Raw genomic sequence first — 25,721 nt, 5'->3', positions numbered from 1 at the left:
GCGCGTGAAGGTTGACGCGATACTTTATCGCTCCGATTGGGGTGTTTTGCGCGCGAGTTGCCTCGTCGGGCGTGTGGGCGCGCCGCCCCCGTGCCGGGTCCGCCGTTCGAGGCTCCCCCTCCGACGACCGGCGGACCCGGGCCTCGACCGTGCGCCGCGGCGGGAGAGCGAGGGCACGGGAGGCTCTGCGCAGCAGCATCTCAGCGGGGCGCACCGGTGAGGTGGGGCCGAATGTCCCTCCTGTGGGGCCGAACGGCCCCGCTTCCCCCGCTAGACGGCTCCCGCGTCCCGCAGCGCGCTGATCGCCTCGGCGGCGTAGCCCAGTTCCGTCAGGACCGCCTCCGTGTGCTCGCCCACGCCCGGGACCGGGTCCATCCGCGGCTCCACGCCGGTCAGCGTCGCCGGGGGCAGCAGGGCGCGGACCGGGCCGCCGGGCGTGGGGACGTCGCGCCAGCGGTCGCGGCCGGCCAGCACCGGATGGTCCAGCAGGTCCGCGACCGTGTTGAGCCGGGCGTTCGCGACCTTGGCGCGGTCCAGGACCGCGACCGCCTCGTCGGCGGTGAGCTCGGCGAAGCGGGCCGTGACGATCGCGTCGAGTTCGGCGCGGCGGGCCACGCGCGCCGAGTTGCGGTGGAACCGCGGGTCCGTCGCCAGCGACGCGTCGTCGAGGAACTCCGCGCAGAAGGAGGCCCATTCGCGCTCGTTCTGGATCGCCAGGAGCACCGTCGCGCCGTCCGCCGCGGCGTAGGGCCCGTACGGTGCGATCGTCGCGTGCGCGGCGCCGACCCGCGGGGGCTGCGCACCCGAGTACGCCGTGTAGTAGGCCGGATACCCCATCCACTCCGCCAGCGCCTCGAAGAGGGACACCGAGACCGCGCGCGCGACACCCGTGGCCAGGCGCTCGTACAGCGCCGTCAGGATGCCGGAGAACGCGTACATGCCGGCCGCGATGTCGGCGATCGCGATGCCCACCTTCGCGGGCGCTTCGGGCGTGCCCGTCACCGACACGACGCCCGTCTCGCACTGCACGAGCAGGTCGTAGGCCTTGCGGTCGGCCCAGGGCCCGTCCGCGCCGTAGCCGGAGATGTCACAGACCACGAGCGACGGGTGGCGCTCGGCCAACTCCCGCGCGGACAGGCCGAGTCGGGACGCCGCGCCCGGCGCCAGGTTCTGCACGAAGACGTCGGCGCCGGCCAGCAGCCGCTCCAGGACCTCACGGCCACCGGGCGTCTTCACGTCCAGCGTCACCGAGTCCTTGGAGCGGTTCAGCCACACGAAGTGACTGGACTGGCCGTGCACCGTCTCGTCGTAGCGGCGTGCGAAGTCGCCCTCGCCCGGCCGCTCCACCTTGATCACCCGCGCGCCCAGATCGGCCAGTTGCCGGGTGGCGAACGGCGCCGCCACCGCCTGTTCGAGACTGACGACGGTGATGCCCGCGAGGGGCAGGTGGGCGGCGGCCATGGGGCATCCTCCGTGCTCGTACGGCGTGTCGTCGTGCACCGTATGCGACGGTGACCGGCGTGGCGCGGCGGCCCTCGGCCACCGGCGCCCTCGTGCTCAATACACCTAGGCGCTGTCGGCCAGGCGCGCCGACCAGCGCTGCTCGACCTTGGCCAGGCGCCAGTAGGCGATGGCCGCCGCCCACACGACGACGAACAGACCGACGATGACGTAGCCGACGTTGTCGAGATCGAGTCCGGCGATCCAGCCGGTCACCGCGTCCGTCAGGTCGAGCTTCTCGTGCAGCACGCCGACGAGTTCGATGGTGCCGATGAAGAACGCGACCGCGATCGACAGGCCCGTGATGGTGAGGTTGTAGAACACCTTGCGCACCGGGTTGGAGAACGCCCACTGGTAGGCGAAGTTCATGAAGGTGCCGTCGAGCGTGTCGAACAGGCTCATGCCCGCGGCGAACAGCAAGGGCAGGCACAGGATCGCGTACCAGGGCAGACCCGCCGCCGCGCCGCTGCCCGCCATCACCATCAGCGTCACCTCGGTCGCGGTGTCGAAGCCGAGGCCGAAGAGGAAGCCGAGCGGGTACATCTGCCCGGGCCGGGTGATGGACCGGGTGAAGCGGCCGAGCACGCGGTTCATGAACCCCCGTGAATCCAGGTGCTGTTCGAGCTCCGTCTCGTCGTAGGATCCCGCGCGCATCGACCTGAACACCTTCAGGATGCCTGCCAGGGCGACGAGGTTGAGCGCGGCGATGAGGTAGAGGAACGTCCCGGAGACGGTCGTGCCGACGACGCCCAGCGCCTGGTGGGTGCGCGAGTCGTCGTTCATGAGCGTGCCGGCCAGGGCCGCGCCGCCCGCGACGAGCGCCGCCATCGCGACGACCACGCTGGAGTGGCCGAGCGCGAACCAGAAGCCGACCGAGACGGGACGCTTGCCGTCCGCCATCAGTTTGCGGGTGGTGTTGTCGATCGCGGCGATGTGGTCGGCGTCGAAGGCGTGCCGCATGCCGAGGGTGTACGCGGTGACGCCCAGGCCGATGCCGAACGCCTTGTCGTCGACCTCGTAGTGGCCGGGGACGACGAGCAGGAAGAGCACGCCGAAGGCGACGACGTGCAGGGCCAGGATCACGGCCATGAGGCCCGCGGTGCGCACGGTGTCCTCACGGCGCCAGCGGAAGTCGGGGGTCGGCCCGGTGGGCCGCGCGGGGGAGTTCGCGGACAGGGTCATGCGGCGGTCACGCTCCAGCACCTCGTGGATCACTTCGTGAGATGCCGTGGCCGGTCTCCTGGCTTACGGGCGTGCGCCGCCGCTCCTGCCTTCCCAACTGCCGGGCGGCAGCCAGTGGCACGAGGTGGAGCGGTGCGCTCCGGACCCGGGGGTCCGGAACCCGATCACAGTGGCGAGGGCCGCTCCGGACTCGGCCCCTGAGGGGCTGTCACCGGTCTTCCCGAACACCACGGCCCGCCCACCCTAGGCGGCCCGGGCGCCGCCCGCGCAGCCGGAACCGGTACGGGTAGGCAAGATCACATCGGGGGCGAGCCGGGCGTCACCGGCCGCCGGACCTGTTCCGGGCCCGCCTGATCTCCTGGTACGCCTGGTCCCGGCCCTCCCAGTGGGAGCCGTCCACCGACTTGCCGGGCTCCAGGTCCTTGTAGACCTCGAAGAAGTGGGTGATCTCCAGCCGGTCGAACTCGGGGATGTCCTCGATGTCCTGGACCGACGCGTGCCGCGGGTCGTGCGCGGGGACGCAGAGGATCTTCTCGTCCGGGCCCTTCTCGTCGCTCATCACGAACATGCCGATCGCCCGGCACTCGATGGTGCAGCCGGGGAACGTCGCGTCGCCGGTCAGCACGAGCGCGTCCAGCGGGTCGCCGTCGCCGCCGAGGGTGCCGTCGACGTAGCCGTAGTCCGCGGGGTACTGGGTCGACGTGAACAGCATCCGGTCGAGCCGGATCCGGCCCAACTCGTGGTCCATCTCGTACTTGTTGCGGGAGCCCTGCGGGATCTCCACGATCACGTCGAACGCCTCGTCGCGCGCGTCACTGCCGCCCAATGTGGCCTCCTTGCCCCATTGCTGCCCGCTCGTTGGACCCGAGTGTGCGCCGTGCGCGGCGAGGGCGGAACCCCTCAGGCGGCGGGGGGAATGACGAATTCGAGTTCGGGCCGGTCCCAGGCGACGGCCGGCGGGCGCGCGGGCGCGGTGCCCGTGCGCCGCGCGCCCATGCTGCGGTAGAAGCCCTCGGCGGGCGGATGCGAGACGACCAGGACCCGGTCGAGACCGGCCGCCTGCGCCTCGGCCCGCAGGTGCGCGACGAGCAGCCGGCCGATGCCGAGGCCCTGCGCCGCGTCCGCGACGAACATCAGGTCCAGCTCGGCCGGCGCGAGGACCAGCGCGTAGAAGCCGAGGACCCGGTCGTCGGCTCCGTCCACCGCCACGAACACGCGGTGCGTCTCGATGTAGTCCGGCCCCACCCGGTACCCCTCGACCATCGCCGCGTACGCGCCTTCGTAGGCGCGGGAGCCGCGGACGAGCCGGGTGAGGCGCTTGGCGTCGCGCGCGGTGGCCCGGCGGATCGTCACGGCCGGGCCCCGCCCCGGGCGCGTAATGCTCAAGGTCATGGGACGAGTATTACGCATCCGGGGAGTGCGGTCACCCCGTGGGGACCGTCGAGTGGACCTGTCGCAGGAACGCGGCGTTGTCCGGGGTGTGCCGCAGCTTGTCGAGCAGCGCCTCGTACGAGGACTGGCCGTCGCGGCTCTGCAGGGCGCGGCGCAGGCCGCGGACCGCGGCCGACTCGGCGGCGGGCAGCAGGAGTTCCTCGCGGCGCGTGCCCGACGGCGTGATGTCGACGGCCGGGAAGACACGGTGGTTGGCGAGGGTGCGGTCGAGGCGGAGCTCCATGTTGCCGGTGCTCTTGAGCTCCTCGAAGAAGTAGTCGTCGGCGCGCGACCCGGTGTCGACGAGGGCCGTCGCCAGGATGGTCAGCGACCCCGCCTCCTCGGTGTTGCGCGCCGCGCCGAACAGCCGCTTCGGACCGTGCAGCGCCGCCGCGTCGACGCCGCCGGACAGCGTGCGGCCGCCCTTGGCGGAGGCGTTGTTGTGGGCGCGGCACAGCCGGGTGATCGAGTCGAGCAGGATCACCACGTCGCGGCCCTGCTCGACGAGGCGCTTGGCGCGCTCCACGGCGAGTTCGGCGAGCGCGACATGGGTCTTGGCCGGGCGGTCGAACGTCGAGGCGAGCACCTCGCCGCGCACGGAGCGCCGCATGTCGGTGACCTCCTCGGGCCGCTCGTCGAGGAGCACCACCATGAGGTGGGCCTCGGGGTGGTTGACGGCGACCGCCGCCGCGAGCTGCTGCAGCAGCACCGTCTTGCCGGTCTTCGGGGGTGCGACGATCAGGCCGCGCTGTCCCTTGCCGACGGGGGCGAACAGGTCGACGACGCGGCCCGTGAGCCCGCTCACCGGGCTCTCCAGGCGCAGCCGTTCGGCGGGGTGGAGAGGCGTGAGGTCGGCGAAGTGCGGCCGGGTGCGGGCGCCGCCGATGGGTTCGGCCTCGGTGAGCGTGTGCGGCCTCCCGCACACTCCGGTGACGAAGTCACCCTTGCGCAGGCCGAGTTGGCGGATGAGCCGGGCGGGGACCTGGACGTCGTCCGGAGTGGGGAGCAGGTCTCCCGTACGCAGGAATCCGTTCCCGTTCGCGCCGGTGTCGAGGACGCCGGCGGCCCGGACGGGCGCCTTGGGGGGTGCTGTGGTGGTGGGGGGTTCGAAGGTGGTGGTCATGGTCGGTCACGGTCCTTTCGCGGACGTCGTGTCGTACGCGGGCAGGGAAGGGGTGGGGAATCCGGCGACAGGAGGGAGCGGACACGTCACGCTCGGTGGCCGGGAGAGAGCCTGGAGGCAAGCCGGACAAGAGCCCGTCGAAACCTGCTGACCAGGGATGATGTGCGCGGTGACACCGGCCGGAGAACGGCGGGAGATCATGCGCTGAGAGAGGTGGAACGGCACCGGCGCCTCAGAAGGGGCGTACACACGTGCCACAGCGACAGTACCACTACACCCCCGGTGCGCGGCAAGGCCCGATTTCGGCCGACCGCCGTTCTATGCTGACCCGCCATGTTCACACCCCAGGGCCCCACCCTTCGCGAGCTGGCCGTCCAGGCGCTGTCGTCCGTCGAGCGCGGCTACGACCTGCTCGCCCCGAAGTTCGACCACACTCCGTTCCGCACCCCCGACGCCGTCCTCGCCCCGGTCACCCGCGCGCTGCGCGAGCTCGGCCCGTACGGCACCGGGCTCGACCTGTGCTGCGGGACCGGGGCCGGGCTCGGGGTGCTGCGCGAGGCCGGGACGGAGCGGGCCGTCGGGGTCGACTTCAGCGCGGGGATGCTGGAGGTCGCCGGGCGGGGCGAGCCGACCGCCGCGTACGTGCGCGGTGACGCGCTCGCCCTGCCCTTCGGGCCCGTCTTCGATCTGGTGGTCAGCTTCGGCGCGTTCGGCCACTTCCTGCCCGAGCAGCATCCGGCGCTCTTCGCGCAGCTGCACCGAGTGCTGCGCCCCGGTGGGCGGTTCGCCTTCCCGATGCCGGCGCCCGCGCGACCGGGATCGCGGGGCTACTGGGCGATGCTCGGCTTCGACACGGTGATGCGGGTGCGCAACGCGCTGTGGCGACCGCCGTTCGTCATGTACTACCGGGTGTTCCGGTTCGGTGACGTGCGGCGGGAGCTGACGCGCGCGGGCTTCGACGTGGCGCTGCGGGCGCTGCCCGAGCTGGGCGAGCGCCCCGACGGCAGCCCGCGCTGCCGGCTCGTGGTGGCGACACGCCGGGCGTAGCCGTCAGGCTCTTTCCCGCTCCGCTCCTCGCTCCCCATCCCGTTTCACTTCCCGCTCCACCGGGAGCCACAGCTCGGCGTCCGCGGACAGCCGGGTGCGCAGGACCCCGGCGCCCTCGGGTGCGGCGCGGACGTGAGCACGCCGTGCCAGTAGTCGAGCTCGGTGCCCTCGGCGCGGCTCGGGTCCAGATCGTCGCAGACCGCCACGATGCCGTGCGGCTCCTGGTCCGACGCCTTCGCCAGGCGCTCCACGGACTGCCGGTCGAGACCGCGCACGAAGTCGATGATCGCCCGGTTCGGTCCCGCGTGGACCAGCGGGACCCGGGCCTTGAATCCGACGACGGCGAGATCCGGCCGGTCCACCACGCGATAGCGCATGCTGCTGCTCCCCTCGACAGTGAGGCGGAAGGAGAGCCGGGGCTGGGAGACGAGCGCCGTGCCGGTGCGCCGGGCCTCGCCGGGCCCGACCCCGTGCACGCCGCGGAAGGCCCGGGCGAACGCCTCGCCCGACCCGTAGCCGTACCGCACCGCGATCTCCAGCAGCGAGTCCTGCCCGCCGAGCACCTCGGCGCCCGCGACGGTCAGCCGGCGCCGGCGCAGGTACTCCGAGAACGGCATGCCCGCGAGCGCGGAGAACATCCGGCGCAGGTGGTACTCGGAGGTCGCCGCGATCCGGGCCGGCTCGGCCACGTCGACGTCCTCGTCGAGGCGGCCCTCGATGTGGCGACCGCGGGCGGCCGCGATCGCCCCGGCGAGCCGCTCGCCCGCCTCGCGGACCATGTGCGGGAGACGTACCTTTCCGCACGGATCGCGCACTCCGCCCGGCGCGCCTAGCGTGGACGCGTACCCGCCGGGCCCCGTCGTGCCCGGCGATCCCGAAGGAAGGGTGTCGCGTCATGCCCGCTCAACCCGAAGGCGCGCCCGTCTGGGCCGACGCCATGTTCCCCGACCTGGAGGCGGCGAAGTCCTTCTACGCCGAGCTGTTCGGCTGGGACTACGACCCGGGCTCCGAGGAGTTCGGCAACTACACGCAGGCGAAGACCTCCGACGGCAAGCACGTCGCCGCGCTGTCGCCGCAGATGCCCGGCATGGAAGCCGTGCCGGCCGCCTGGAACCTGTACCTCGCCACGGCGGACGCCGCGGCCACCGCGGAGAAGATCAAGAGCGCGGGCGGCACCCTCGCCATGGAGCCGATGCAGGTCGGCGACTTCGGCACGATGGTCACCGCGCAGGAGCCCGGCGGCACCTGGTTCAGCGTCTGGCAGCCCGGCTCCCACGCCGGCTTCGAGAAGGTCAACGAGCCCGGCGCGTTCTGCTGGGCCGAGGTCAATACGCGGGACGCCGCGAAGACCGACGCGTTCTTCACGTCCGTCTTCCCGTACGACGTCAAGAAGATGGCGGACGAGCACGTCGACTTCAACGTATGGCAGCTCGGCGGCCAGCCGTACCTGGGCCGGATGCAGATGACGGACGAGTTCCCCGAGCACGTCCCGTCCTACGTGAACGTGTACTTCGTCGTCGAGGACTGCGACGCGGCGGTCGCCACCGTCCAACGCCTCGGCGGGAAGCTGCACTTCGGGCCGATGGACAGCCCCTTCGGGCGGTTCGCGGCGGTCGGCGACCCGCAGGGCGCCGCCTTCTCCGTCATCGACGTCACCGCCGCCAAGGGCGAGATGCCGTCGCTGGACTGACGGTCAGCCGGACTCGGGCAGCGAGAACCCCAGCTCCTTCGCGGCCAGTCGCGGGGTGGGCTGCGCCCAGCGCTCCCGCACCGACTCCGTGGACGCCAGGGAGCGCGGTTCGGCGCGGTCCAGGTACAGGGTGCCGTTCAGGTGGTCCGTCTCGTGCTGCACGATCCGGGCGGGCCACCCGGCGAACTCCTCGTCCACGGGCCGGCCGAGCTCGTCGAGGGCGCGTAGCCGCACCCGCTCGGGGCGGGCGACCACGGCCTGGTAGCCCGGCACGCTCAGGCACCCTTCGTAGAACGTCGCGAGGCGCTCGCCCACGGCCTCGTACGACGGATTGACCAGGACCCGGAACGGCTGCGGCAGCCGGCCGCGAGCCGCCCGCACCTCGTCGGACACGGTCGCCGCGTCCTCGACGACCGCGAGCCGCAGCGGCACCCCGATCTGCGGCGCGGCGAGGCCCACGCCGGGCGCCGCGTGCATCGTCACGCGCATCGCCTCGACGAGCCGGGCGAACAGCCCGTCGGGGAGCTGCCCGTCGACGGGCTCGGCGGGCCGGCGCAGGACGGGGTCGCCCGCGGCGACGATGGGCAGCGGAAGCCCGCTCGTCAGCAGGGCCTCGACGTGATCACTCAGTGGCGTGGACGGCATCGCGCCAGCATGCCAAGAACGATCACCGCGCGTCCATCACGAACCGTGCGGCGGCATTGCGGGCGTGTGAACGCGTTGCGACCTCGTGAACACGGTGCGCGCGCCGGAATACGGACTCCGGGACCGATGGTTCGATCATGTGGCCGCCCTGGTGGGCGGGGCAGCAGACCGATCCGCGGTGAGGGAGTCCGGATGACGCAGACGTACGAGGAGCGCGGGGGCGCGACCGCCCGGGAGCCGGGCCGGCATCCGCTGGACAACCCCGCGTACGCCGCCCTGAGCGGGCCGCACGCCCATCTCGCGGAGCGGCGCGGCCGGGTGCTGCGCTACCCCGTCGACGTCTCGCCGTGGCTCGCGCTGCCCGACGACCCGGGCCCCGCCGACTGGGCGGACCTCGCCGCGCTCGCCGGGCCCGGGGAGGAGGTGCCGCTGCCGGGCGTCGCGCTCGACGTGCCCGACGGCTGGGAACTGACCGCGGACATACCGGGGGTGCAGCTCGTCGGGGTGGCGGTGGACGCGGCCCACGACCCCGAGGCGGTCCGGCTCACCGCGGCCGACGTGCCCGAGATGCTGGACCTGGTGGCGCGGACCCGTCCTGGACCGTTCCTGCCGCGCACCGTCGAGCTCGGCACGTACCTCGGGATCCGGCGCGGCGGCGCGCTCGTCGCGATGGCGGGGGAGCGGCTGCACCCGCCGGGCTGGACCGAGATCAGCGCCGTCTGCACCGACGACGCCCATCGCGGCCAGGGCCTCGCGGGGCGGCTGGTGCGGGCCGTCGCCGCCGGGATCCAGGAGCGCGGCGAGACCCCGTTCCTGCACACCGGCGAGGGCAACGTGAACGCCATCCGGCTGTACGAGTCGCTCGGCTTCCGGCTGCGCCGCACCACACGGTTCCGCACGGCGCGCGTGGCTCAGGCCTCGTCGGCCGCGCGGGACGCCTCGTTGTAGCGCTCCAGGTACCGGGCGAAGCGCGTCAGGTCGTCCTCGGCCCAGTCCGCGAGGCGCTCCCCGAACATCTGCCGGCGGCTGACGGTCACCTGCGCGAGGATCTCGGCGCCCGCCGCAGTGGGGTGCAGCACCTGGACCCGGTGGTCGTCCGGGTCGACGCGCCGCGCGACCAGGCCGGCCCGCTCCAGGGCGGAGACCTGGCGGCTGACCGTCGACTTGTCGAGCGCGTAGTGGGTGGCCAGGTCGGTGGCGCGGCAGCCGCCCTGCTCGTCGAGATGGCTGAGCAGGGTGAACGAGACGAGCGACAGCTCGGGGTGCATGCGTGCGGCCGTCGCCCGGGCGCGCCGGGCGAAGGACGTCAGCTCACGCTGAATGGTCTCCACGGCCGACTCCCGGTCGTCCGCACGGTCGTGCTCTGCCACGGCAAGGTCCTTTCCGGCGCTGGTTGCACTCTACAACCCGCGTGGCCGGTCGTGGGCGGCCCCGGCCGCGGCACCGGTCTGCCGGAGCGTGGCGCAGCTCTCTTATGCAACTTGTTGCAAAAGCGAGTCGGGGTCGTCTACAACTGACGTGACGTTCGCCGCGCACGGAGGGCCCCATGAGCCGTTACCCGCACCTTCTCGCCCCGCTCGACCTGGGCTTCACCACGCTGCCCAACCGCGTCCTGATGGGCTCGATGCACGTGGGTCTGGAGGAGGCGCCCAACGGCTTCGCACGCATGGCCGAGTTCTACGCCACCCGCGCCCGCGGCGGCGTCGGCCTCATGGTCACCGGCGGCATCGCCCCCAACGCGGAGGGCTGCTCCTTCGAGGGCGGCGCCAAGATGACCACCGAGGCGGAGGCCGAGCAGCACCGCGAGGTCACCGACGCCGTGCACGCCGCCGGTGGCAAGATCGCCATGCAGATCCTGCACTTCGGCCGGTACGCGCACCACCACGGCCTCGTCGCGCCGAGCGCCGTCCAGGCGCCGATCAGCGCCCACGTGCCGCGCGCCCTGACCGACGACGAGGTCGAGCGGACCATCGAGGACTACGCCCGCGCCGCCGAACTCGCCAAGGCCGCCGGATACGACGGCGTCGAGGTGATGGGCTCCGAGGGCTACCTCATCAACGAGTTCATCGTCGCCGCCACCAACCACCGCACCGACCGCTGGGGCGGCTCCTACGAGAACCGCATCCGGTTCGCCGTCGAGATCGTGCGGCGCGTGCGCGAGCGGGTCGGCCCCGACTTCATCGTCATCTACCGGCTCTCGATGCTCGACCTGGTGCCCGGCGGCTCCACGCTGGAGGAGGTCGTCCAGCTCGCCAAGGAGATCGAGGCGGCCGGCGCCACCATCATCAACACCGGCATCGGCTGGCACGAGGCCCGCATCCCCACCATCGCCACCTCCGTGCCGCGCGGCGCGTACACCTTCGTCACCAAGAAGGTCATGGGCGAGGTGAGCATCCCGCTCGTCACCACCAACCGCATCAACACCCCCGAACTCGCCGAGCAGTTGCTCGCCGACGGCGCCGCCGACATGGTCTCCATGGCCCGCCCGATGCTCGCCGACCCCGAGTTCGTGAACAAGGCCGCGGCCGACCGCTCCGACACCATCAACACCTGCATCGGCTGCAACCAGGCCTGCCTCGACCACATCTTCAGCCTCCAGATCACCTCCTGCCTGGTGAACCCGCGCGCCTGCCACGAGACCGAACTCGTGCTGGCGCCCACCCGGCTGAAGAAGAGCGTCGCCGTCGTCGGTGCGGGCCCCGCCGGTCTCGCCTGCGCCGTCAGCGCCGCCGAGCGCGGCCACGACGTGACCCTGTTCGACGCCGCCGCCGAGGTCGGCGGTCAACTGAACGTCGCCCGCCAGGTCCCCGGCAAGGAGGAGTTCGACGAGACGCTGCGCTACTTCCGCACGCAGCTCGAACTGCACGGCGTCACCGTCGAGTTGAACACCCGCGTCGCCGCCGCCGACCTCGACGCGTACGACGAGGTCGTCGTCGCCACCGGCGTCGCCCCGCGCACCCCGGCGATCGACGGTGTCGACCACCCCAAGGTCGTCGGCTACCTCGACGTGCTGCGCGACAAGGCGCCCGTCGGCGAGCGCGTCGCCATCATCGGCGCGGGCGGCATCGGCTTCGACGTCGCCGAGTACCTCACGGACGACGGCGAGAAGGCGAGCCTGGACCCCGCCACGTACTTCCGGCAGTGGGGCGTCGACATGGACTACGCCGACCGCGGCGGCCTCGCGAAGCCCGAGCGCCCCGCGCCCCCGCGCCAGGTCCACCTCGTCCAGCGCAAGACGACCAAGGTCGGTGCGGGACTCGGCAAGACCACGGGCTGGATCCACCGCACCGAACTGCGCCACCGCGGCGTCACCATGGTGGCCGGTGCGACGTACGACCTGATCGACGACGCGGGCCTGCACATCACCGTCGACGGCGAGAAGTCCCTGCTCCCCGTCGACACGGTCGTCCTGTGCGCAGGACAGGAGCCGCAGCGCACCCTCTACGACGAGCTGCTCGCCGCGGGCCGCACCCCGCACCTGATCGGCGGCGCCGACGTCGCCGCCGAGCTCGACGCCAAGCGTGCCATCAAGCAGGGCACCGAGGTGGCGGCGGCCATCTGAGACCGGGCGGTCACGTGGCCGGGCCCGCCGGCCGCGTGGCCGCCCTCACCTACTCTGTCGACATGTCACTCCCGCACGCGATCCTCACGGCCCTCCTGGAGAAGCCGTCGTCGGGTCTCGAACTGACCCGCAGGTTCGACAAGTCCATCGGCTACTTCTGGTCGGCGACGCACCAGCAGATCTACCGCGAGCTGGGCAGGCTGGAGCGCGACGGCCTCATCCGCGAACTGCCGGCCCGGGCGCCGGCCCGCGGGCAGAAGAAGGTGTACGAGGTCCTGCCGGAAGGCCGTGCGGAACTCGCCCGCTGGACCGCCGAACCCCAGGACCCCAAACCGCTGCGGGACCCCCTCCTGCTCCGGCTGCGCTCCGCCGCGGTCGTCGGCACGGGCGGCATCGACGACGATCTGCGCCGCCATCTGGAGCTGCACCGGCGGAAGTTGGCGACGTACCTGGAGATCGACGAGCGCGACTTCCCGCCGGAGAAGGACACGGTGCCCGACCGGCTCCAGCACGCCGTGCTGCGCGCGGGCATCGACCTGGAGACGTTCTGGGTGCAGTGGATCGAGCGGACGCTGGCCGACCTGGAGCGGTAGCGCCGGTCAGCCCAGCGTCGCCGCCACCGGGTCCCAGTCCACCGGCAGCGGCTCCGGCGGCGGCACGCGGGCGGGCAGCCGGGCGAACTCGCCGCGGGCCGCCGAGTCCGTCACCGCCGCCATCGTCTGCAGGACGTGCAGCGCGAGCGCGCCCGACGCGCGCGGCGCCGCCCCCGACCGGATCGCCCTGGCCAGGTCGACGACGCCCAGGCCCCGCCCGTCCGTGCGGCCGTCGACGGGCAGCTCGGCCCAGTCGTCCGCGCCGTTGGCGCGCACCCGCAGCGGGCCGCCGAACGTGTTCGGGTCGGGCACCGCGAGGGTGCCCTCCGTGCCGACGACCTCGAAGCCCACCTGCGGCCGCGCCGAGTCCCAGCTGAACACCGACGTCGCGGTCGGACCCGACGCGAAGTCCAGGAGTGCCGACACGTGCGTCGGCACCGCCACCGGGAACGCCCGGCCCGCCTCGGGACCGGCCCCCGCCACCCGCTCGTCCCTGGCCCGCCGCACCGACCCCGCGACCCGCTCGACTCCGCCGAAGAGCGCCACGAGCGCCGTCAGGTAGTACGGGCCGAGGTCGAACAGCGGCCCCGCCCCCGGTTGGTAGAAGAACGCGGGGGAGGGGTGCCAGCGCTCAGGACCGAGACCGCGCAGCGCCGTCGACGCCGCGACCGGCGTGCCGATCGTCCCCGCCGTCACGGCCCGCAGCGCCGACTGCAGACCCGCCCCGAGGAACGTGTCCGGAGCACTGCCCACCAGCAGGCCGCGCTCCGCCGCCTCCGCGAGCAGCTTCTCCGCCTCGCCCGGCAGCAGCGCGAGCGGCTTCTCGCCGTACACGTGCCGGCCCGCGCGCAGCGCCGCCAGCGCCACGTCGACGTGGGCGGCGGGCACCGTCAGGTTCACCACCAGCTCGACCTCCGGCACCGCGAGCGCCGTGGCCAGATCACCGGCGACCGGCACGCCGTGGGCGCGCGCCGCCGCCTCGGCGCGCCCCGTGTCGAGGTCCGCCACCGCGAGCACCCGCACGTCCGCGAACCCGGACAGCGTCCGCAGGTACTGCTCGCTGATCACACCCGCCCCGACGACGGCCACTCCCACCGGACCCGAACCCACGCTGCCCCCAAGGTCGTTCGCGGACGATCAGTCAGTTCCCGGTCCACGATCAAAGCCGAGGCGCGCCGCGCCGACAAGAGGGCCTCCACGCACGAACGCCGCCGCCCGGGGTCCGGACGGCGGCGTTCGTGGCGGGGGAGTCAGACGCGCTGACCGGCCCCCCTGCGCCGCAGGTACCAGGCGCCGCCGACCACCGCGGCGGCCACCAGCGTGCCGCCCGCGGCGAGCGTCAGCGGGCCGAAGTCCTCGGTGGCACCGCCGAGACCGCCCCGGACGCCGCCGATCGGGCTGGACGTCGCCGAGATGGTCGGGGCCGCGGAGACGGTCACCGACTGGGTGAAGGACGGGGTGCCGCCCGCGCACACGACGACGACGGTGTACGTGCCCGAACTGACGCCGAGCCAGGTGGCCCGGCCCGATTCGAGCGTCTGCTGTTTGCCCTGCGCGAAGTCGGCCTGCCCCGGGGAGAGGAGCGAGCCGTTCGCCTCGCCGGAGCACGAACTCGTCGAGGCGACGACCGTGGACCCGGTGGTGGTGACGGTGATCCCGTCGGCGTGCGCCGACGACGCGCCGACGGTCAGCGGCAGCGCGGCCGCGGCGGCGACGGTGAGGCCCGAGCGAGCGAGTATGAACGTGGTACGCATGGTGTCTGCCCTCCGGCGGCACGGGAGGCGGTACATCCCGTGCCCCGCCCGAGTAGGCAAAGCCCGTGCTGCCTGACGCTCACTCAACGTGCGTGCCGACGGCCCCGCATGCGGGCCGGGGCCGGGCAGGTGACGCGTTCCGCCGTCCGGCCCTACCCGCCCGTGACCACCGTCCGCTCCGGCGAGAACGCGCCCCACGTCCCGTCCGGGAGCTGGGCCCTGATCTTGACCCGGTACCGGGCGCCCGCCTCCTCGCCGACGTAGAAGCTGTACTTCGCCGCGTCCTGCGGGGCGCCCTCGCCCCAGGCCACCGTCGTCGCCTGCTTCCCGTCCAGGTACATCTGGTACGCGGGGACCTCGCCGCCGGTGCGCGGCGGTGTCCACGTCAGGTCGAGGTAGTAGGCGCCGTCGGCGCGGCGCGCGGTGGCCCGGAAGTCGTCCGGTGCGGTGCCGGACCCCTCGTCCTTGCCCCCTCCGGTGGTCAGCCGGACGGCGTCGCTCGGCGGCGAGGTGTTGTCGGCGGCGTCCCGCGCCCGCACCCGGAACGCGTAGGCGGTGCCAGGACGCAGCCCGGTCAGCAGCGCCCGCGTCTCCGTCCCGCCGACGCTGTGGATCTTCGTGGTGCCCTGGTAGACGTCGTACGAGACGACGCCCTTGTCGTCCGTCGCCCGCCGCCACGACAGCGACACCGCCCGGCCGCCGTCCACGGTGCCGCGCAGCGCGGTCGGCCGGGTCGGCGCGGAGCGGTCGGCGGCGACGGCGGCCGGTGTGGTGACGGTGACCTTGCGGCCGGCCGGTCCGAGCGCGTCGTCCTTGCCGCGGGCCCGCACGGTGAACACGTAGCGGGACTTCGGGCGCAGACCGGTGACGTCCACCATGTGCTGGTCCGCGGAGAGTTCCCTGACGCGCTCGGAGCCCTGGTACACCTCGTAGCCGGTGATGTCGGTCGGGTTGGTCGGGCGGTTCCACATCACGTGCACGGACGTGGCGCTGCCGGCCTGCGCGGTGACGCCGAGCGGGGCGGAGAGGGCGGGGCCGCTCGCGTCGTCGCCGTCGGACAGCAGTCCGCAGCCGGTCACGACCGTCAGCAGCGCGGCGGCGCAGGCCGCGTGGGGGAGCAGAGTGCGTGGGGGGACGCGTCGCACGGCGGTGCCTTCCGCTCGAACCGAATTGGTACAGACCTGTATGGCATGACTGACGGGTCCTCATCAAGAGGGGGTGCGGGGCGAACCGGCCCCACGTCCGGCCCCCGACCGGTGGACGCCTCCGGTCGACTGTCCGAGATTAGGTGGGTATGTCCATTCGCTGTCCTCGACCGTCGACGTCCCCCGACCGAAGGCCACTGCCCGTGCACCCTCGCTTCATGACGCTCGCCGCCGCGTGCGGCGCCGCCCTCCTCGTCCCGGCGTCCCTGCCCGCCGCGGCCGCTCCCCTGAGGGACCCTCAGGAACCCATCGCCCGGCCCGCCGTGCAGAGTGCCCGCGAGGGCGGCGTCCGGGCCGCCGACCTGCTCGCGGCCGTCCGCGGCTGCCGCCGGATCTCGCACGGCCGCTACCGCAGCGACGACGGCGCCCGCGCGAACGTCCCCGTGTGCGGCAAGAAGGGCGTGGTGCACTGGAAGGCCGACCTCGACATCGACTGCGACGGGCGGCCCGGCCGGTACTGCAACCGCCGCACCGACCCGCTGTTCCTCGGCGCGACCGCCTACCAGCAGTCCGACGGGCGGCAGTTGAGCTCCGAGAAGCTCCCCTACGTGGTCGTCCCCGGCGCGAGCCGCATCTGGAACCCGGCGCGCTCCGGCATCCGCGGCGGCACCGTCGCCGCGCTCGTGTACCGGGGGAGGGTCCTGTACGCCGTGGTCGGTGACACGGGGCCCACCGACCTCATCGGCGAGGCGTCCCACGCGGCGGCCCGCGCCCTCGGCATCGATCCGCACCCGGTGCGCGGCGGAGCGGGGGGCGGCGTCACGTACGTCCTCTTCCCCGGCGCCTCCGCCCGCCCCATCGAGAGCCACCGCTCCGCCGTCTCCGTCGGCGAAGCGGCCGCGCGCAAACTCATCCGCGCCAACTGACGTACGCGCAGTACCGATTCAGCCCGGACGGGCCCGTGCCTGCGCCGCCCACGCGTGGGCGCCGGCCCGTCGGGCCAGGCCGAGGGCCCGGCGCCAGGGGGTGCGGCCGCCTCCTCCCGCCCAAGGAGCCGGTCCAGGTCGCCCAGGTACAGCGCGACCGGCCCGAACGCGCACAGCCCGCTGCCCGCACCGGCCAACTCGCCCTCCGCGGCCAGCGGTTCGGCATGAATCCGCTCGGCGGACGCACGGTCGCCCGCGTCGACGGCGGCGAGCGCCGCCAGGCACAGCCGCGCCTCCATCAGCAGATCGCCGGGTGACGGAGGCAGCGCATCGGCCCCGCGCCCTCGGCCACGACCGGGTTGCCCTCACCGGCCACGACCGGGGCGCGCTCGTCGCGATCAGGGCGGGCCTCGACCACCCGGACACGATCACCCACCTCGCGTCCCTCGACGTGCTGCCGACCCTCACGCTCACTCCTTGCGGTACGCGTACGCCTCGGACGCCGCCGCCACGACCGCGTCCAGGTCCGCACCGGCCGACGCGGAGACGACCGCGGCGACCGCGCCCTCCACGAACGGGGCGTCCACGAGACGGGTGCCGTCCGGCAGTTCGTCCCCCTCGGCCAGCAGCGCCTTCACGGTGAGGACCGCGCTGCCGAGGTCGACGAGGACGGCGACGCCCGAGCCCCGGTCCACCGACGCGGCGGCCGCCGAGATCAGCTCGGAGCTGGTGCCGAGCCCGCCGTCCTCGGTGCCGCCCGCCGGAGCTACCGGCGCGGTGGCGCCGCCGCCGGCCAGACCGGCCGCGAGGCGCGCCACCGACTCGGCGACCTCCCGGCTGTGCGATACGAGGACCACGCCCACGGGCTGGTCGGGGGCGGTCACGACGTCGCCTCCGCGGTCTCGGCGAGCGCCGCGAACAGCAGCGCCGACGACGTGGCACCGGGATCCTGGTGCCCGATGCTGCGCTCGCCCAGATAACTGGCCCGGCCCTTGCGGGCCTGCAGCGGCGTCGTCGCCTCCGCGCCGTGCTCGGCCGCGCTGCTCGCCGCCGCGAAGTCCCCGCCGTCGAGCGCGTCCACGGCCGGCACCAGCGCGTCCAGCATCGTCTTGTCACCGGGCGCGGCGCCGCCGAGGGCCGCCACCGCGTCCACCCCGACCCGCAGCGCGGTCGCCAGCTCGGCCCCGCTCACCTCGGCGGCGTCCCCGAGCGCCTTCCCGGTGCGCCGCAGCAACGTCCCGTACAACGGCCCCGATGCACCACCCACCGTGGAGATCAACTGCCGTCCTGCGAGGGTCAGTACGGCCCCCGGAGTGCCCGGCGCCTCCTTGTCGAGGACGGTCCGCACGGCGGTGAAACCGCGCTGCAGATTGCTGCCGTGGTCGGCGTCGCCGATCGGTGAGTCGAGTTCGGTGAGCCGGGCGGCCGCACCGTCCACCGCGACGGCGGTCGCAGTCATCCAGCGCCGGAAGAAGTCGGCGTCGAGCACGTGATCTCCTTGCGTGATAGGTACGTTGACGATCCGTCGGCCCCGCTCACATGCCCCAGCGCAGGCCCGCCGTGCTCACCGGCGCGTCCCACAGCCGCAGCAGCTCCTCGTCGACCTGGCAGAGCGTGACGGACGCGCCCGCCATGTCGAGCGACGTGACGTAGTTGCCGACCAGTGTGCGGGCCACCGGCACGCCCCGCTCGGCGAGCACCCGCTGCACCTCCGCGTTGAACCCGTACAGCTCCAGCAGCGGCGTCGCACCCATCCCGTTGACGAGCGCGAGCACGGGGGCGGTGGGGTTCAGGTCCTCCAGGACGGCGTTCACGGCGAACTCGGCGATCTCGCCCGACGTCATCATCGCGCGCCGCTCACGGCCCGGCTCGCCGTGGATGCCGATGCCCAACTCCAGCTCGCCGGGCGGCAGATCGAAGGTCGGCGACCCCTTGGCGGGGGTGCTGCATGCGCTGAGCGCGACCCCGAAGCTCCGCGCACTCTCATTGACCTGCCGCGCGATCGCCTCGACCCGCTCCAGCGACTGGCCCTCCTCGGCGGCCGCGCCGGCGATCTTCTCGACGAAGAGGGTGGCTCCGGTGCCGCGCCGCCCGGCGGTGTAGAGGCTGTCGGTCACGGCGACGTCGTCGTTCACCAGCACCTTGGCGACCTGGATGCCCTCGTCCTCGGCGAGTTCGGCCGCCATGTCGAAGTTGAGCACGTCGCCGGTGTAGTTCTTCACGATGAACAGCACGCCGGCCCCGCTGTCGACCGCGGCGGCGGCCCGCACCATCTGGTCCGGCACCGGCGACGTGAACACCTCACCGGGGCAGGCGGCCGCCAGCATCCCGGGCCCCACGAACCCACCGTGCAGCGGCTCGTGCCCCGACCCGCCGCCGGAGACCAGCGCCACCTTCCCGGCAACCGGCGCGTCCCGGCGCAGGATCACGCGGTTCTCCACGTCGACGGTCAACTCGGGATGGGCGGCGGCCATGCCGCGCAGGGCGTCGGTGACGACGGTCTCGGCCACGTTGATGAGCATTTTCACGGGTACCTCCGGTGACGTCGACGGGCAGGGCCCGTCAGGTGGCGCTCGTCTGTGTCTGTCTGGCTGTCTGTCGGTTCATCGCCAGTATTGACGGAGGAGTTGCGTTGAGCACCCGTTGCGCCGGAGAAGTGCGCGACGGGACGCCCGCGGAGCCCGCGGAGTTCTTTCCCACCGGGGTCAGCGGCACAGGAGGGCCGCGCGCAGGTCGAGCTTGTGGTCGAGGCGGGTGAGGTCGCGGCCGGTGACGGCCTGCACGCGGTCGATGCGGTAGTGGACGGTGTTGACGTGCAGGTGCAGTGCCTCGGCGGTCCGTGCCCAGGAGCAGTTGTGGGCGAGGAACGCTTCCAGCGTCTCCAGCAGCATCCGGTGCGAGGCGGTGTCCTGGTGGGCGAGCGGCCCGAGGACCGTTGCGCTGAAGATCCTCCGGACCTCGTCGGGGACGCCGGACAGGAGCGAGTCCAGGGAGGTGAGTTCCTCGACCGAGGCCACGCGGCCGGCGGCCGGGGCCTGCCGGTCGGCCGCCGCGCGGGCGTAGCGGGCCTGGGCGAGCGCGGCGTGCAGCTGCCCCGGCTCCAGGGCCGGAGCGCCGGCCCCCGCGGACAGCGGAGCCCCGGGCACGACGGCCGATATCAGTGACCAGGGCTGGTCGAGCGGCACGGTGGCCTCGTCCGCGGTGAGCCGCACGACGGCGATCGCCTCTCCGGGGCGTCCCGCGCCCACCGCGAAGGCGCGGGACGGGAGGTGGCTCAGCGCTTCGGTCAGGGCCGCTCGGGCGGCATCGGCCGTGGGCTGCCCGGCTCCGGTGGTGACCATCACCTGCCAGGGCCCGTCGGCGGTGAGGCCGCAGGACTCCAGGGCGTCGGCCAGTGATCCCGGGTCGGCGCCGCCACGGTCGACGAGCGTGATGAGCTCCTGCGCGCAGCGCCTTCGGCCCGCGTCCGCGCGCGCGTGGTGCTGCCGGAACTGGGCGATGACCTCGGCCGTCTCGTGCAGCGCCCGCGGCGGCACCCCGTCGGGCCGGGGCACGTGGAGGTACCAGGTGTCGTACGGGGTGGCCTCGACCTGAACGCGCAGGGTGCCGGCCGTCGGGGTGCGGAGGGCGGCGGCGGCCCGGGCCGCAGGCAGCTCGGCGGCGGGCGAGGTGCGGGCCACCGTGCGGCCGCTGCCGGTGAGGACGTAGCCGGGCGGCGCACCGAACGGGGCGAGCGCGCACTCGATCAGCTCCGCCGGGCCTGCGCCGCGGTCGAGGAGGCGGCCGAGGTCGTGGCGCACGGTCTCGGGCAGCGCGAAGTGGTCGGCGGGCCGGCGGCTGAGATCGCCCCACCGGTGCCGGTAGACGGCTTCGGTGATGGCCCGGAAGTCGGTGTGGGCGGGTACGGACAGGAGCGCGAGGCCGTGCTCGCGGCACGCGTCGGCGACCTCGCCGGGGACCCTCCCGTGGGTCTCCTCACCGGCCAGCAGCGCCACCGCTCCCGCTGCCGTCAGAGCCGAGACGAAGCGATCCGTCCGAGCACGGTGACCGGCCTCGTGCCACCACACCAGGCCGCTCAGCACGATGTCGCCGGACTGGACGAACCGGGTGGGGTCCTCCAGGTCGGTGGCGGTCACTCCGCTGATGGCCCGGTCGAGCAGATTCTCGCCACCCGAGACGAGGCTGAGGTCGAGGTCTTCGATCCGGAGGAGGTCTCCGACGTGCATGTGCTGACTCCTTGTGCGACTGCCGATTCGCCATCGGCCAACCGCATCCACAAGGTGAATGCGGGTCGGGTCATGGTAAATGCAAGGTGTCGTGAGCGAAATGCCTCTTGGTGGATTCACCGAACAACCGTCGCTGAGGAGGTGGATTTCCGTGCTGCGCACCAGTCGTTTTCGGCCTCGGACGCGGCTTCACTGGCGAGGCAAGCAACGGCCTACGGCGGTGGGGACATGGATCTGAACACGGTGGTCGACGTGACGGACGCACGACGGCACGAGCCCTGGCGCCCCGGCGACGCCTGGCTCGGCGGCGGGACGTACCTCTTCTCCGAACCGCAGCCGCACATCAGGCGGTTGGTGGATCTGAGCCGGATGGAGTGGGAGCCGGTCCGCCGTCATGACGACGGTTCGCTGGAGATCGCGGCCACCTGCACCATCGCCCAGCTGTCCCGTACCGCCCGGACGTGGGAGGCGAGCGCGGCGCCCCTCGTCGAGCAGTGCTGCCGGGCCTTCCTCGCCTCGTTCAAGATCTGGAACATGGCCACCGTCGGCGGGAACCTCTGCAACGCCCTGCCCGCGGGCCCGATGATCTCCCTCACGGCGGCCCTCGACGGCACGTGCCTCCTGCAGGCCCAGGACGGCTCGCGGCGGCGCGTGAAGGTCACGGACTTCGTCACCGGCGCGGGCCGCAAGGATCTCGCGCCGGGCGAACTGCTGCGCTCGGTCACCGTCCCGGGCCGCTCCCTGGCCTCTCGGACGGCCTTCCGGCAGGCGTCGCTCTACGGTCTGGGGCGCTCCGGCGCCCTGGTGATCGGGACGCTGGACCCGGCGGACGGTTCGCTGGCCGTGACCGTCACGGCCGCGACCACCCGGCCGTTCCGCCTCTGGTTCCCGCTGCCGCCCGACCGGGACGGACTGCGTGCGGCGATCGCGTCGGCCGTCGGCGACCGCGACTGGTTCGACGACATCCACGGACTGCCGCAGTGGCGCCGCCACATGGCCTTCCACCTCGCGGAACAGGTCCGCCGGGAACTCACCGGGGACGGTGTGCGATGACGTTCCACCTCCAGGTCAACGGCGAGCCGTTCGACGCCGAACCCCGGGCCGGACAGTGCCTGCGGACCTATCTGCGCGAGCGCGGCTGGTTCGGGGTCAAGAAGGGCTGTGACGCCGGAGACTGCGGCGCCTGCACCGTCCACGTGGACGGCGAGCCGGTGCACAGCTGTCTGTACCCTGCGGTGCGGGCGCAGGGCCGTTCGGTCACCACGGTCGAGGGGCTCACGGGCGAGGACGGCGGACTCCACCCGGTGCAGCAGAGGTTCCTCGACGCCCAGGGCTTCCAGTGCGGCTTCTGCACCGCAGGCTTCCTGATGACCACGGCCGCCCTGGAGCAGGAGAGGGGCACCGCCCACGACGACGGCAAACTGGACGACCTGCCCAGGGCCTTCAAAGGGAACATCTGCCGCTGCACCGGCTACCGCGCCGTCGAGGACGCCGTTCGCGGCGTCCGGCACACCGAACGCCCCTGCGCCGGGAAGGCGGTGGGCAAGAGCCTCGGCGCCCCGGCCGGACCCCAGGTGGTGACCGGCACGGCCCGCTACACCTTCGACGTCGATGTGCCCGGACTCCTCCACATGAAGCTGCTGAGGTCCCCGCACCCGCACGCCCGCATCCTCGCCGTCGACACGTCGGCGGCCCTGCGCGTCCCCGGCGTGCACGCCGTCCTCACCCACGAGGACGCCCCCGGCACGCTGTACTCCAGCGCCCGGCACGAGCACCCCACCGAGGACCCGGACGACACCCAGGTCCTGGACGACACCGTCCGGTACGTCGGCCAGCGGGTCGCCGCCGTCGTGGCCGACAGCGAGCAGGCGGCGGAGGAGGGGTGCCGGCGGGTCGAGGTGACGTACGAACACCTCCCGTTCGTCATCGACCCGGAGGAGGCCATGCGCGACGGCGCACCCGTCGTCCACGCCGGAAAGGGCCCCGAGGCGCGGATCGCCCGCGTGGAGAACAACGTGGCCGGCGAGGTCCACGGCGAGATCGGCTCCGTGGACGACGGATTCGCCGCGGCCGACGTCGTGTACGACAACACCTTCCGCACCCAGCGCGTCCAGCACGCCAGCCTGGAGACCCACGGCTGCGTCGCGTTCTTCGAGCCGAAGGAGGACGGCACCGGCGAGCGGCTCACCGTCCGCTCCAGCACGCAGACCCCGTTCCTGACCCGCCGCGCCCTGTGCGCCCTCTACGGCCTTCCCGAGGACGAGGTCCGCGTCGTCGCGGGCCGCGTGGGCGGCGGCTTCGGCGGCAAGCAGGAGATGCTGACCGAGGACGTCGTCGTGCTCGCCGCGCTCAAGCTGCGCCGCCCGGTCAAGCTGGAGTACACCCGCGCCGAGCAGTTCCACGGCGCCACCACCCGGCACCCGTTCACCATCGGCATCAAGCTCGGAGCCCGGGCCGACGGCACGCTGACCGCCCTCCAGATGCGGGTGGTGTCCAACACCGGCGCCTACGGCAACCACGGCCCGGCCGTCATGTTCCACAGCGTCGGCGAGTCCTTCGCCGTCTACCGTGCGCCGCACAAGAAGGTCGACGCCTACTCCGTCTACACGAACGTCGTGCCCGCGGGCGCCTTCCGGGGGTACGGCCTGGGCCAGGTCACCTTCGCCGTCGAATCCGCCATGGACGAGCTGGCCCGCCGCCTCGGCATGGACCCCCTCGCCTTCCGGGAGCGGAACGTCATCGGCCCCGGTGACGCCATGCTCAGCCCGATCGGCGAGGAGGAGGACCTGCACATCGCCTCGTACGGACTCGCCCAGTGCCTGGGGATCGTGCGCAGGGCCATGGCCGAGGACCGGAGCGCGGACGAGGTGCCCGAGGGCTGGCTCACCGGTCAGGGAGCCGCCCTGGCGATGATCGCCACCGGCCCGCCCGGCGGCCACTACGCCGACGCGACGGTCAGCCTGCTCGCCGACGGTACGTACGACATCGCCGTCGGCACCGCGGAGTTCGGCAACGGCACCACGACCGTGCACAAACAGATCACCGCCGGCGCCCTGCACACCACGGTCGACCGGCTGGCCGTCCGCCAGTCCGACACCGACGTCGTCCGCCACGACACCGGAGCCTTCGGCTCGGCCGGAACGGTCGTGGCGGGCAAAGCGGTGCTGCTCGCCGCGGAGTCCCTGGCCGGACGCCTGACGACGTTCGCGGCCCGGCACACGGGAGTCGCCCGCCACCTGTGCACGCTGGGCGCGGAGTCGGTCGACTGCGCGGGCCGGACCGTGACGCTGAAGGAACTCCACGAAGCGGCCCGCGCCGCCGGGGCGCAGGACGAACTCACGGCCGACGGCCACTGGGGCGGCACCCCGCGCTCGGTGGCCTTCAACGCCCAGTGGTTCCGCGTCGCCGTCGACCCGGACACCGGCGAGACGAAGATCCTGCGCAGCGTCCACGCCGCCGACGCCGGCCGGGTCATGAACCCCTTGCAGTGCCGCGGCCAGGTCGAGGGCGGCGTCGCGCAGGCGCTGGGCGCCACGCTCTTCGAGAACGTACGGGTCGACGAGCGCGGCGAGGTGACCACCGCGGCCTTCCGCCGCTACCGGCTGCCGCAGTACGCGGACGTCCCCCGTACGGAGGTCCACTTCATGGAGACGACGGACGCGATCGGCCCGCTCGGCGCCAAGTCGATGAGCGAGAGCCCCTTCAACCCGGTGGCGCCCGCCTTCACCAACGCGCTGCGCGACGCCACCGGTGTCCGCTTCACGGAGCTGCCGGTGACGCGGGACCGGGTCTGGCTGGCGATGGACCGGGCCCGGTTCAGCCGAGGTCCTCGCGGTCGGCGATGACGTCGGTCTCGTACTGGTCGATGATCTGCTGCGGGGTGCGGCCTGTGTGGTGCGCGAGGTCGTCGACGGCGGTGACCGCCCAGTTGGCCACGGACAGGGCCAGCGCCATCAGCGCGTCGTCGCCGTACGTGTTCCTGACGCCGAGAAGGTAGGCGAGGTTCGGTGCGGGTCAGGCGGTGGCCCGGAGGAGGACGAGGGAGCCCAGGTAGGTGGGGCGGCAGCGCAGATGCCCGAAGGCCTCGTCCCACGCGCCGGAGCCCAGGGCCCGGCGCAGTGAGACGTCGAACTCCTGGCGGGCCCGGTCGTCGATGAAGCTCCACGCCGAACAGGCCTGCCTGGCCGCCGGGTCGAGGAGCATCTCGGGGCGCCCGTAGTACGCCTCGTTGAAGCCGTCGGTGCAGTCCAGCGGGACGGGGACGGGCTCGACGGTCACGGTGCCGCCGAGGGCCCCGGTCAGCGTGGCCAGGTGCGGGTGGCGACGGGCCTCGGCGTCGAGGACGTCGGGCGCGTAGTCGTAGAGCCAGAAGTCCCGTACGAGGGTGGGGTCGCAGGTGAGGACGACGACCGGGCCGCGGGTCACGCGTCGCATCTCGCGCAGGCCCGCGGCGGGGTCGGACCACTGGTGGACGCTGAAGAGGGCCATGGACGCGTCGAACCGGCCGTCGTCGAAGGGCAGCGACTCGGCGACGGCGTCGATCGCGGTGGACAGCTGGGCCGGGCGCCGGGCCCGCATGGCCAGGGACGGCTCGACCGCGGTGACGGTGTGGGCGGGGTCCTCGTAGGAGCCGGTGCCCGCACCGACGTTCAGGACGGTGCCGGCGTCCCCCAGGGCGCGGGCGATGACGCGGGCGATGCGTGCGTCGGGGCGGCGGAAGGGGGAGCGGCCCGAGTGGCCGGGGCCGGGGGAGCCGTGGTCGACGGCACCCGCGCTGCCGTCGTGGGTTCGCATGGACATGGAGACCTCGCCTCGTGGGCCTGGACAGGCCGTGGCGGGCGCACCGACGCCCGCCATGGACAACGTCTCCATCTTGCATCTGCCAGGCAGGAATCCA

At 73.3% G+C, this 25,721-nt stretch carries 25 protein-coding genes, 2 pseudogenes and 1 riboswitch; of the genes and pseudogenes, 10 read left to right on the top strand and 17 right to left on the bottom strand.

Annotated elements, in window-relative coordinates:
- Positions 1-270 precede the first annotated feature (270 nt).
- The 5 genes from M4J07_RS14340 to rho all read right to left on the bottom strand — a co-directional run bounded on the left by M4J07_RS14340 (position 271) and on the right by rho (position 5,236).
- Positions 271-1,461, bottom strand: coding sequence for a CaiB/BaiF CoA transferase family protein (locus M4J07_RS14340; RefSeq protein WP_255971719.1), 1,191 nt, complete (start codon positions 1,459-1,461; stop codon positions 271-273).
- Between the two features lie 105 nt (positions 1,462-1,566).
- Complete coding sequence (locus M4J07_RS14335) at positions 1,567-2,682, bottom strand: HoxN/HupN/NixA family nickel/cobalt transporter (protein ID WP_255971717.1); 1,116 nt, start codon at positions 2,680-2,682, stop codon at positions 1,567-1,569.
- 31 nt (positions 2,683-2,713) lie between these two features.
- Positions 2,714-2,929, bottom strand: a riboswitch (cobalamin riboswitch).
- A 72-nt stretch (positions 2,930-3,001) separates the two neighbouring features.
- The gene (locus M4J07_RS14330) at positions 3,002-3,508 is read right to left on the bottom strand and encodes an inorganic diphosphatase (RefSeq protein WP_255971715.1); all 507 of its coding nucleotides are present in this window, start codon (positions 3,506-3,508) and stop codon (positions 3,002-3,004) included.
- Between the two features lie 74 nt (positions 3,509-3,582).
- A complete protein-coding gene (locus M4J07_RS14325; protein ID WP_255971713.1) occupies positions 3,583-4,074 on the bottom strand; it encodes a GNAT family N-acetyltransferase in 492 nt (163 codons plus the stop codon).
- A 31-nt stretch (positions 4,075-4,105) separates the two neighbouring features.
- A complete protein-coding gene (gene rho / locus M4J07_RS14320; RefSeq protein WP_255971711.1) occupies positions 4,106-5,236 on the bottom strand; it encodes a transcription termination factor Rho in 1,131 nt (376 codons plus the stop codon).
- Positions 5,237-5,569: 333 nt separating this feature from the next.
- On the opposite strand from rho, the gene M4J07_RS14315 reads away from it, so the two are divergent.
- A complete protein-coding gene (locus tag M4J07_RS14315; RefSeq protein WP_255971709.1) occupies positions 5,570-6,283 on the top strand; it encodes a class I SAM-dependent methyltransferase in 714 nt (237 codons plus the stop codon).
- Positions 6,284-6,286: 3 nt separating this feature from the next.
- Here the strand turns inward: M4J07_RS14315 and M4J07_RS14310 are convergent.
- Positions 6,287-7,062: pseudogene (locus M4J07_RS14310) on the bottom strand (AraC family transcriptional regulator).
- A 116-nt stretch (positions 7,063-7,178) separates the two neighbouring features.
- On the opposite strand from M4J07_RS14310, the gene M4J07_RS14305 reads away from it, so the two are divergent.
- Entirely contained in the window at positions 7,179-7,973 is a 795-nt protein-coding gene (locus tag M4J07_RS14305) for a VOC family protein (protein ID WP_255971707.1), read from the top strand.
- Between the two features lie 3 nt (positions 7,974-7,976).
- Here M4J07_RS14305 and def read toward each other — a convergent pair whose 3' ends face one another.
- The gene (gene def / locus M4J07_RS14300; RefSeq protein ID WP_255971705.1) at positions 7,977-8,618 is read right to left on the bottom strand and encodes a peptide deformylase; all 642 of its coding nucleotides are present in this window, start codon (positions 8,616-8,618) and stop codon (positions 7,977-7,979) included.
- Positions 8,619-8,810: 192 nt separating this feature from the next.
- Between def and M4J07_RS14295 the strand changes: the two genes are divergently transcribed.
- Positions 8,811-9,566: a GNAT family N-acetyltransferase gene (locus M4J07_RS14295; RefSeq protein WP_255971703.1), complete on the top strand. Its 756-nt coding sequence runs from the start codon at positions 8,811-8,813 to the stop codon at positions 9,564-9,566.
- On the opposite strand, the gene M4J07_RS14290 is transcribed toward M4J07_RS14295, so the two are convergent.
- Positions 9,530-9,988 (bottom strand): MarR family winged helix-turn-helix transcriptional regulator, encoded by a 459-nt coding sequence (locus M4J07_RS14290; RefSeq protein ID WP_255971701.1) that lies wholly within the window; start codon positions 9,986-9,988, stop codon positions 9,530-9,532. The two genes, M4J07_RS14295 and M4J07_RS14290, sit on opposite strands and share 37 nt — an antisense overlap.
- 176 nt (positions 9,989-10,164) lie before the next feature.
- Here M4J07_RS14290 and M4J07_RS14285 point away from each other — a divergent pair, with 176 nt between their 5' ends.
- Both M4J07_RS14285 and M4J07_RS14280 read left to right on the top strand, forming a co-directional pair.
- Positions 10,165-12,180, top strand: coding sequence for an NADPH-dependent 2,4-dienoyl-CoA reductase (locus tag M4J07_RS14285; protein WP_255971699.1), 2,016 nt, complete (start codon positions 10,165-10,167; stop codon positions 12,178-12,180).
- Positions 12,181-12,242: 62 nt separating this feature from the next.
- A complete protein-coding gene (locus M4J07_RS14280) occupies positions 12,243-12,773 on the top strand; it encodes a PadR family transcriptional regulator (protein WP_255971698.1) in 531 nt (176 codons plus the stop codon).
- Between the two features lie 6 nt (positions 12,774-12,779).
- On the opposite strand, the gene M4J07_RS14275 is transcribed toward M4J07_RS14280, so the two are convergent.
- From M4J07_RS14275 to M4J07_RS14265, 3 genes are all read right to left on the bottom strand, one after another.
- On the bottom strand, positions 12,780-13,883 hold the full coding sequence (locus tag M4J07_RS14275; RefSeq protein ID WP_255971696.1) for a Gfo/Idh/MocA family protein: 1,104 nt from the start codon (positions 13,881-13,883) through the stop codon (positions 12,780-12,782).
- 140 nt (positions 13,884-14,023) lie between these two features.
- Positions 14,024-14,527, bottom strand: a complete 504-nt coding sequence (locus tag M4J07_RS14270) for a hypothetical protein (protein WP_255971695.1) — start codon at positions 14,525-14,527, stop codon at positions 14,024-14,026.
- Between the two features lie 152 nt (positions 14,528-14,679).
- A complete protein-coding gene (locus M4J07_RS14265) occupies positions 14,680-15,672 on the bottom strand; it encodes a fibronectin type III domain-containing protein (RefSeq protein ID WP_255971693.1) in 993 nt (330 codons plus the stop codon).
- A gap of 203 nt (positions 15,673-15,875) precedes the next feature.
- Here M4J07_RS14265 and M4J07_RS14260 point away from each other — a divergent pair, with 203 nt between their 5' ends.
- From M4J07_RS14260 to M4J07_RS14250, 3 genes and pseudogenes are all read left to right on the top strand, one after another.
- Positions 15,876-16,598 carry a glycoside hydrolase family 75 protein gene (locus tag M4J07_RS14260; RefSeq protein WP_255971691.1) on the top strand — a complete coding sequence of 241 codons (723 nt, stop codon included), beginning with the start codon at positions 15,876-15,878 and terminating at the stop codon, positions 16,596-16,598.
- Positions 16,599-16,633: 35 nt separating this feature from the next.
- Positions 16,634-16,915, top strand: a complete 282-nt coding sequence (locus tag M4J07_RS14255) for a hypothetical protein (RefSeq protein ID WP_255971690.1) — start codon at positions 16,634-16,636, stop codon at positions 16,913-16,915.
- 20 nt (positions 16,916-16,935) lie between these two features.
- Positions 16,936-17,070 (top strand): annotated as a pseudogene (locus tag M4J07_RS14250) (alpha/beta hydrolase); the annotation flags it as partial.
- On the opposite strand, the gene M4J07_RS14245 reads toward M4J07_RS14250, so the two are convergent.
- The 4 genes from M4J07_RS14245 to M4J07_RS14230 all read right to left on the bottom strand — a co-directional run bounded on the left by M4J07_RS14245 (position 17,069) and on the right by M4J07_RS14230 (position 20,824).
- Entirely contained in the window at positions 17,069-17,482 is a 414-nt protein-coding gene (locus M4J07_RS14245) for a PTS-dependent dihydroxyacetone kinase phosphotransferase subunit DhaM (RefSeq protein WP_255971688.1), read from the bottom strand. The pseudogene M4J07_RS14250 and the gene M4J07_RS14245 sit on opposite strands and share 2 nt — an antisense overlap.
- Positions 17,479-18,087: a dihydroxyacetone kinase subunit DhaL gene (dhaL, locus tag M4J07_RS14240; RefSeq protein ID WP_255971686.1), complete on the bottom strand. Its 609-nt coding sequence runs from the start codon at positions 18,085-18,087 to the stop codon at positions 17,479-17,481. Before dhaL ends, M4J07_RS14245 begins: the two co-directional genes overlap by 4 nt.
- 46 nt (positions 18,088-18,133) lie before the next feature.
- A complete protein-coding gene (gene dhaK / locus M4J07_RS14235) occupies positions 18,134-19,126 on the bottom strand; it encodes a dihydroxyacetone kinase subunit DhaK (protein ID WP_255971684.1) in 993 nt (330 codons plus the stop codon).
- Positions 19,127-19,303: 177 nt separating this feature from the next.
- The gene (locus M4J07_RS14230; protein ID WP_255971682.1) at positions 19,304-20,824 is read right to left on the bottom strand and encodes a helix-turn-helix domain-containing protein; all 1,521 of its coding nucleotides are present in this window, start codon (positions 20,822-20,824) and stop codon (positions 19,304-19,306) included.
- A 228-nt stretch (positions 20,825-21,052) separates the two neighbouring features.
- Here M4J07_RS14230 and M4J07_RS14225 point away from each other — a divergent pair, with 228 nt between their 5' ends.
- Entirely contained in the window at positions 21,053-21,877 is an 825-nt protein-coding gene (locus tag M4J07_RS14225) for an FAD binding domain-containing protein (protein ID WP_255971680.1), read from the top strand.
- The gene (locus tag M4J07_RS14220) at positions 21,874-24,669 is read left to right on the top strand and encodes a molybdopterin-dependent oxidoreductase (RefSeq protein WP_255971678.1); all 2,796 of its coding nucleotides are present in this window, start codon (positions 21,874-21,876) and stop codon (positions 24,667-24,669) included. Before M4J07_RS14225 ends, M4J07_RS14220 begins: the two co-directional genes overlap by 4 nt.
- Here the strand turns inward: M4J07_RS14220 and M4J07_RS14215 are convergent.
- Both M4J07_RS14215 and M4J07_RS14210 read right to left on the bottom strand, forming a co-directional pair.
- Positions 24,641-24,778: a hypothetical protein gene (locus M4J07_RS14215; RefSeq protein ID WP_255971676.1), complete on the bottom strand. Its 138-nt coding sequence runs from the start codon at positions 24,776-24,778 to the stop codon at positions 24,641-24,643. The genes M4J07_RS14220 and M4J07_RS14215 overlap by 29 nt on opposite strands.
- Positions 24,779-24,838: 60 nt before the next feature.
- Complete coding sequence (locus M4J07_RS14210) at positions 24,839-25,624, bottom strand: class I SAM-dependent methyltransferase (RefSeq protein WP_255971675.1); 786 nt, start codon at positions 25,622-25,624, stop codon at positions 24,839-24,841.
- Between the last annotated feature and the right edge of the window lie 97 nt (positions 25,625-25,721).

The sequence above is a fragment of the Streptomyces longispororuber genome, assembly GCF_024448165.1.
Classification (GTDB): domain Bacteria; phylum Actinomycetota; class Actinomycetes; order Streptomycetales; family Streptomycetaceae; genus Streptomyces; species Streptomyces longispororuber_A.
This window is presented reverse-complemented; position numbering and strand designations above follow the sequence as displayed.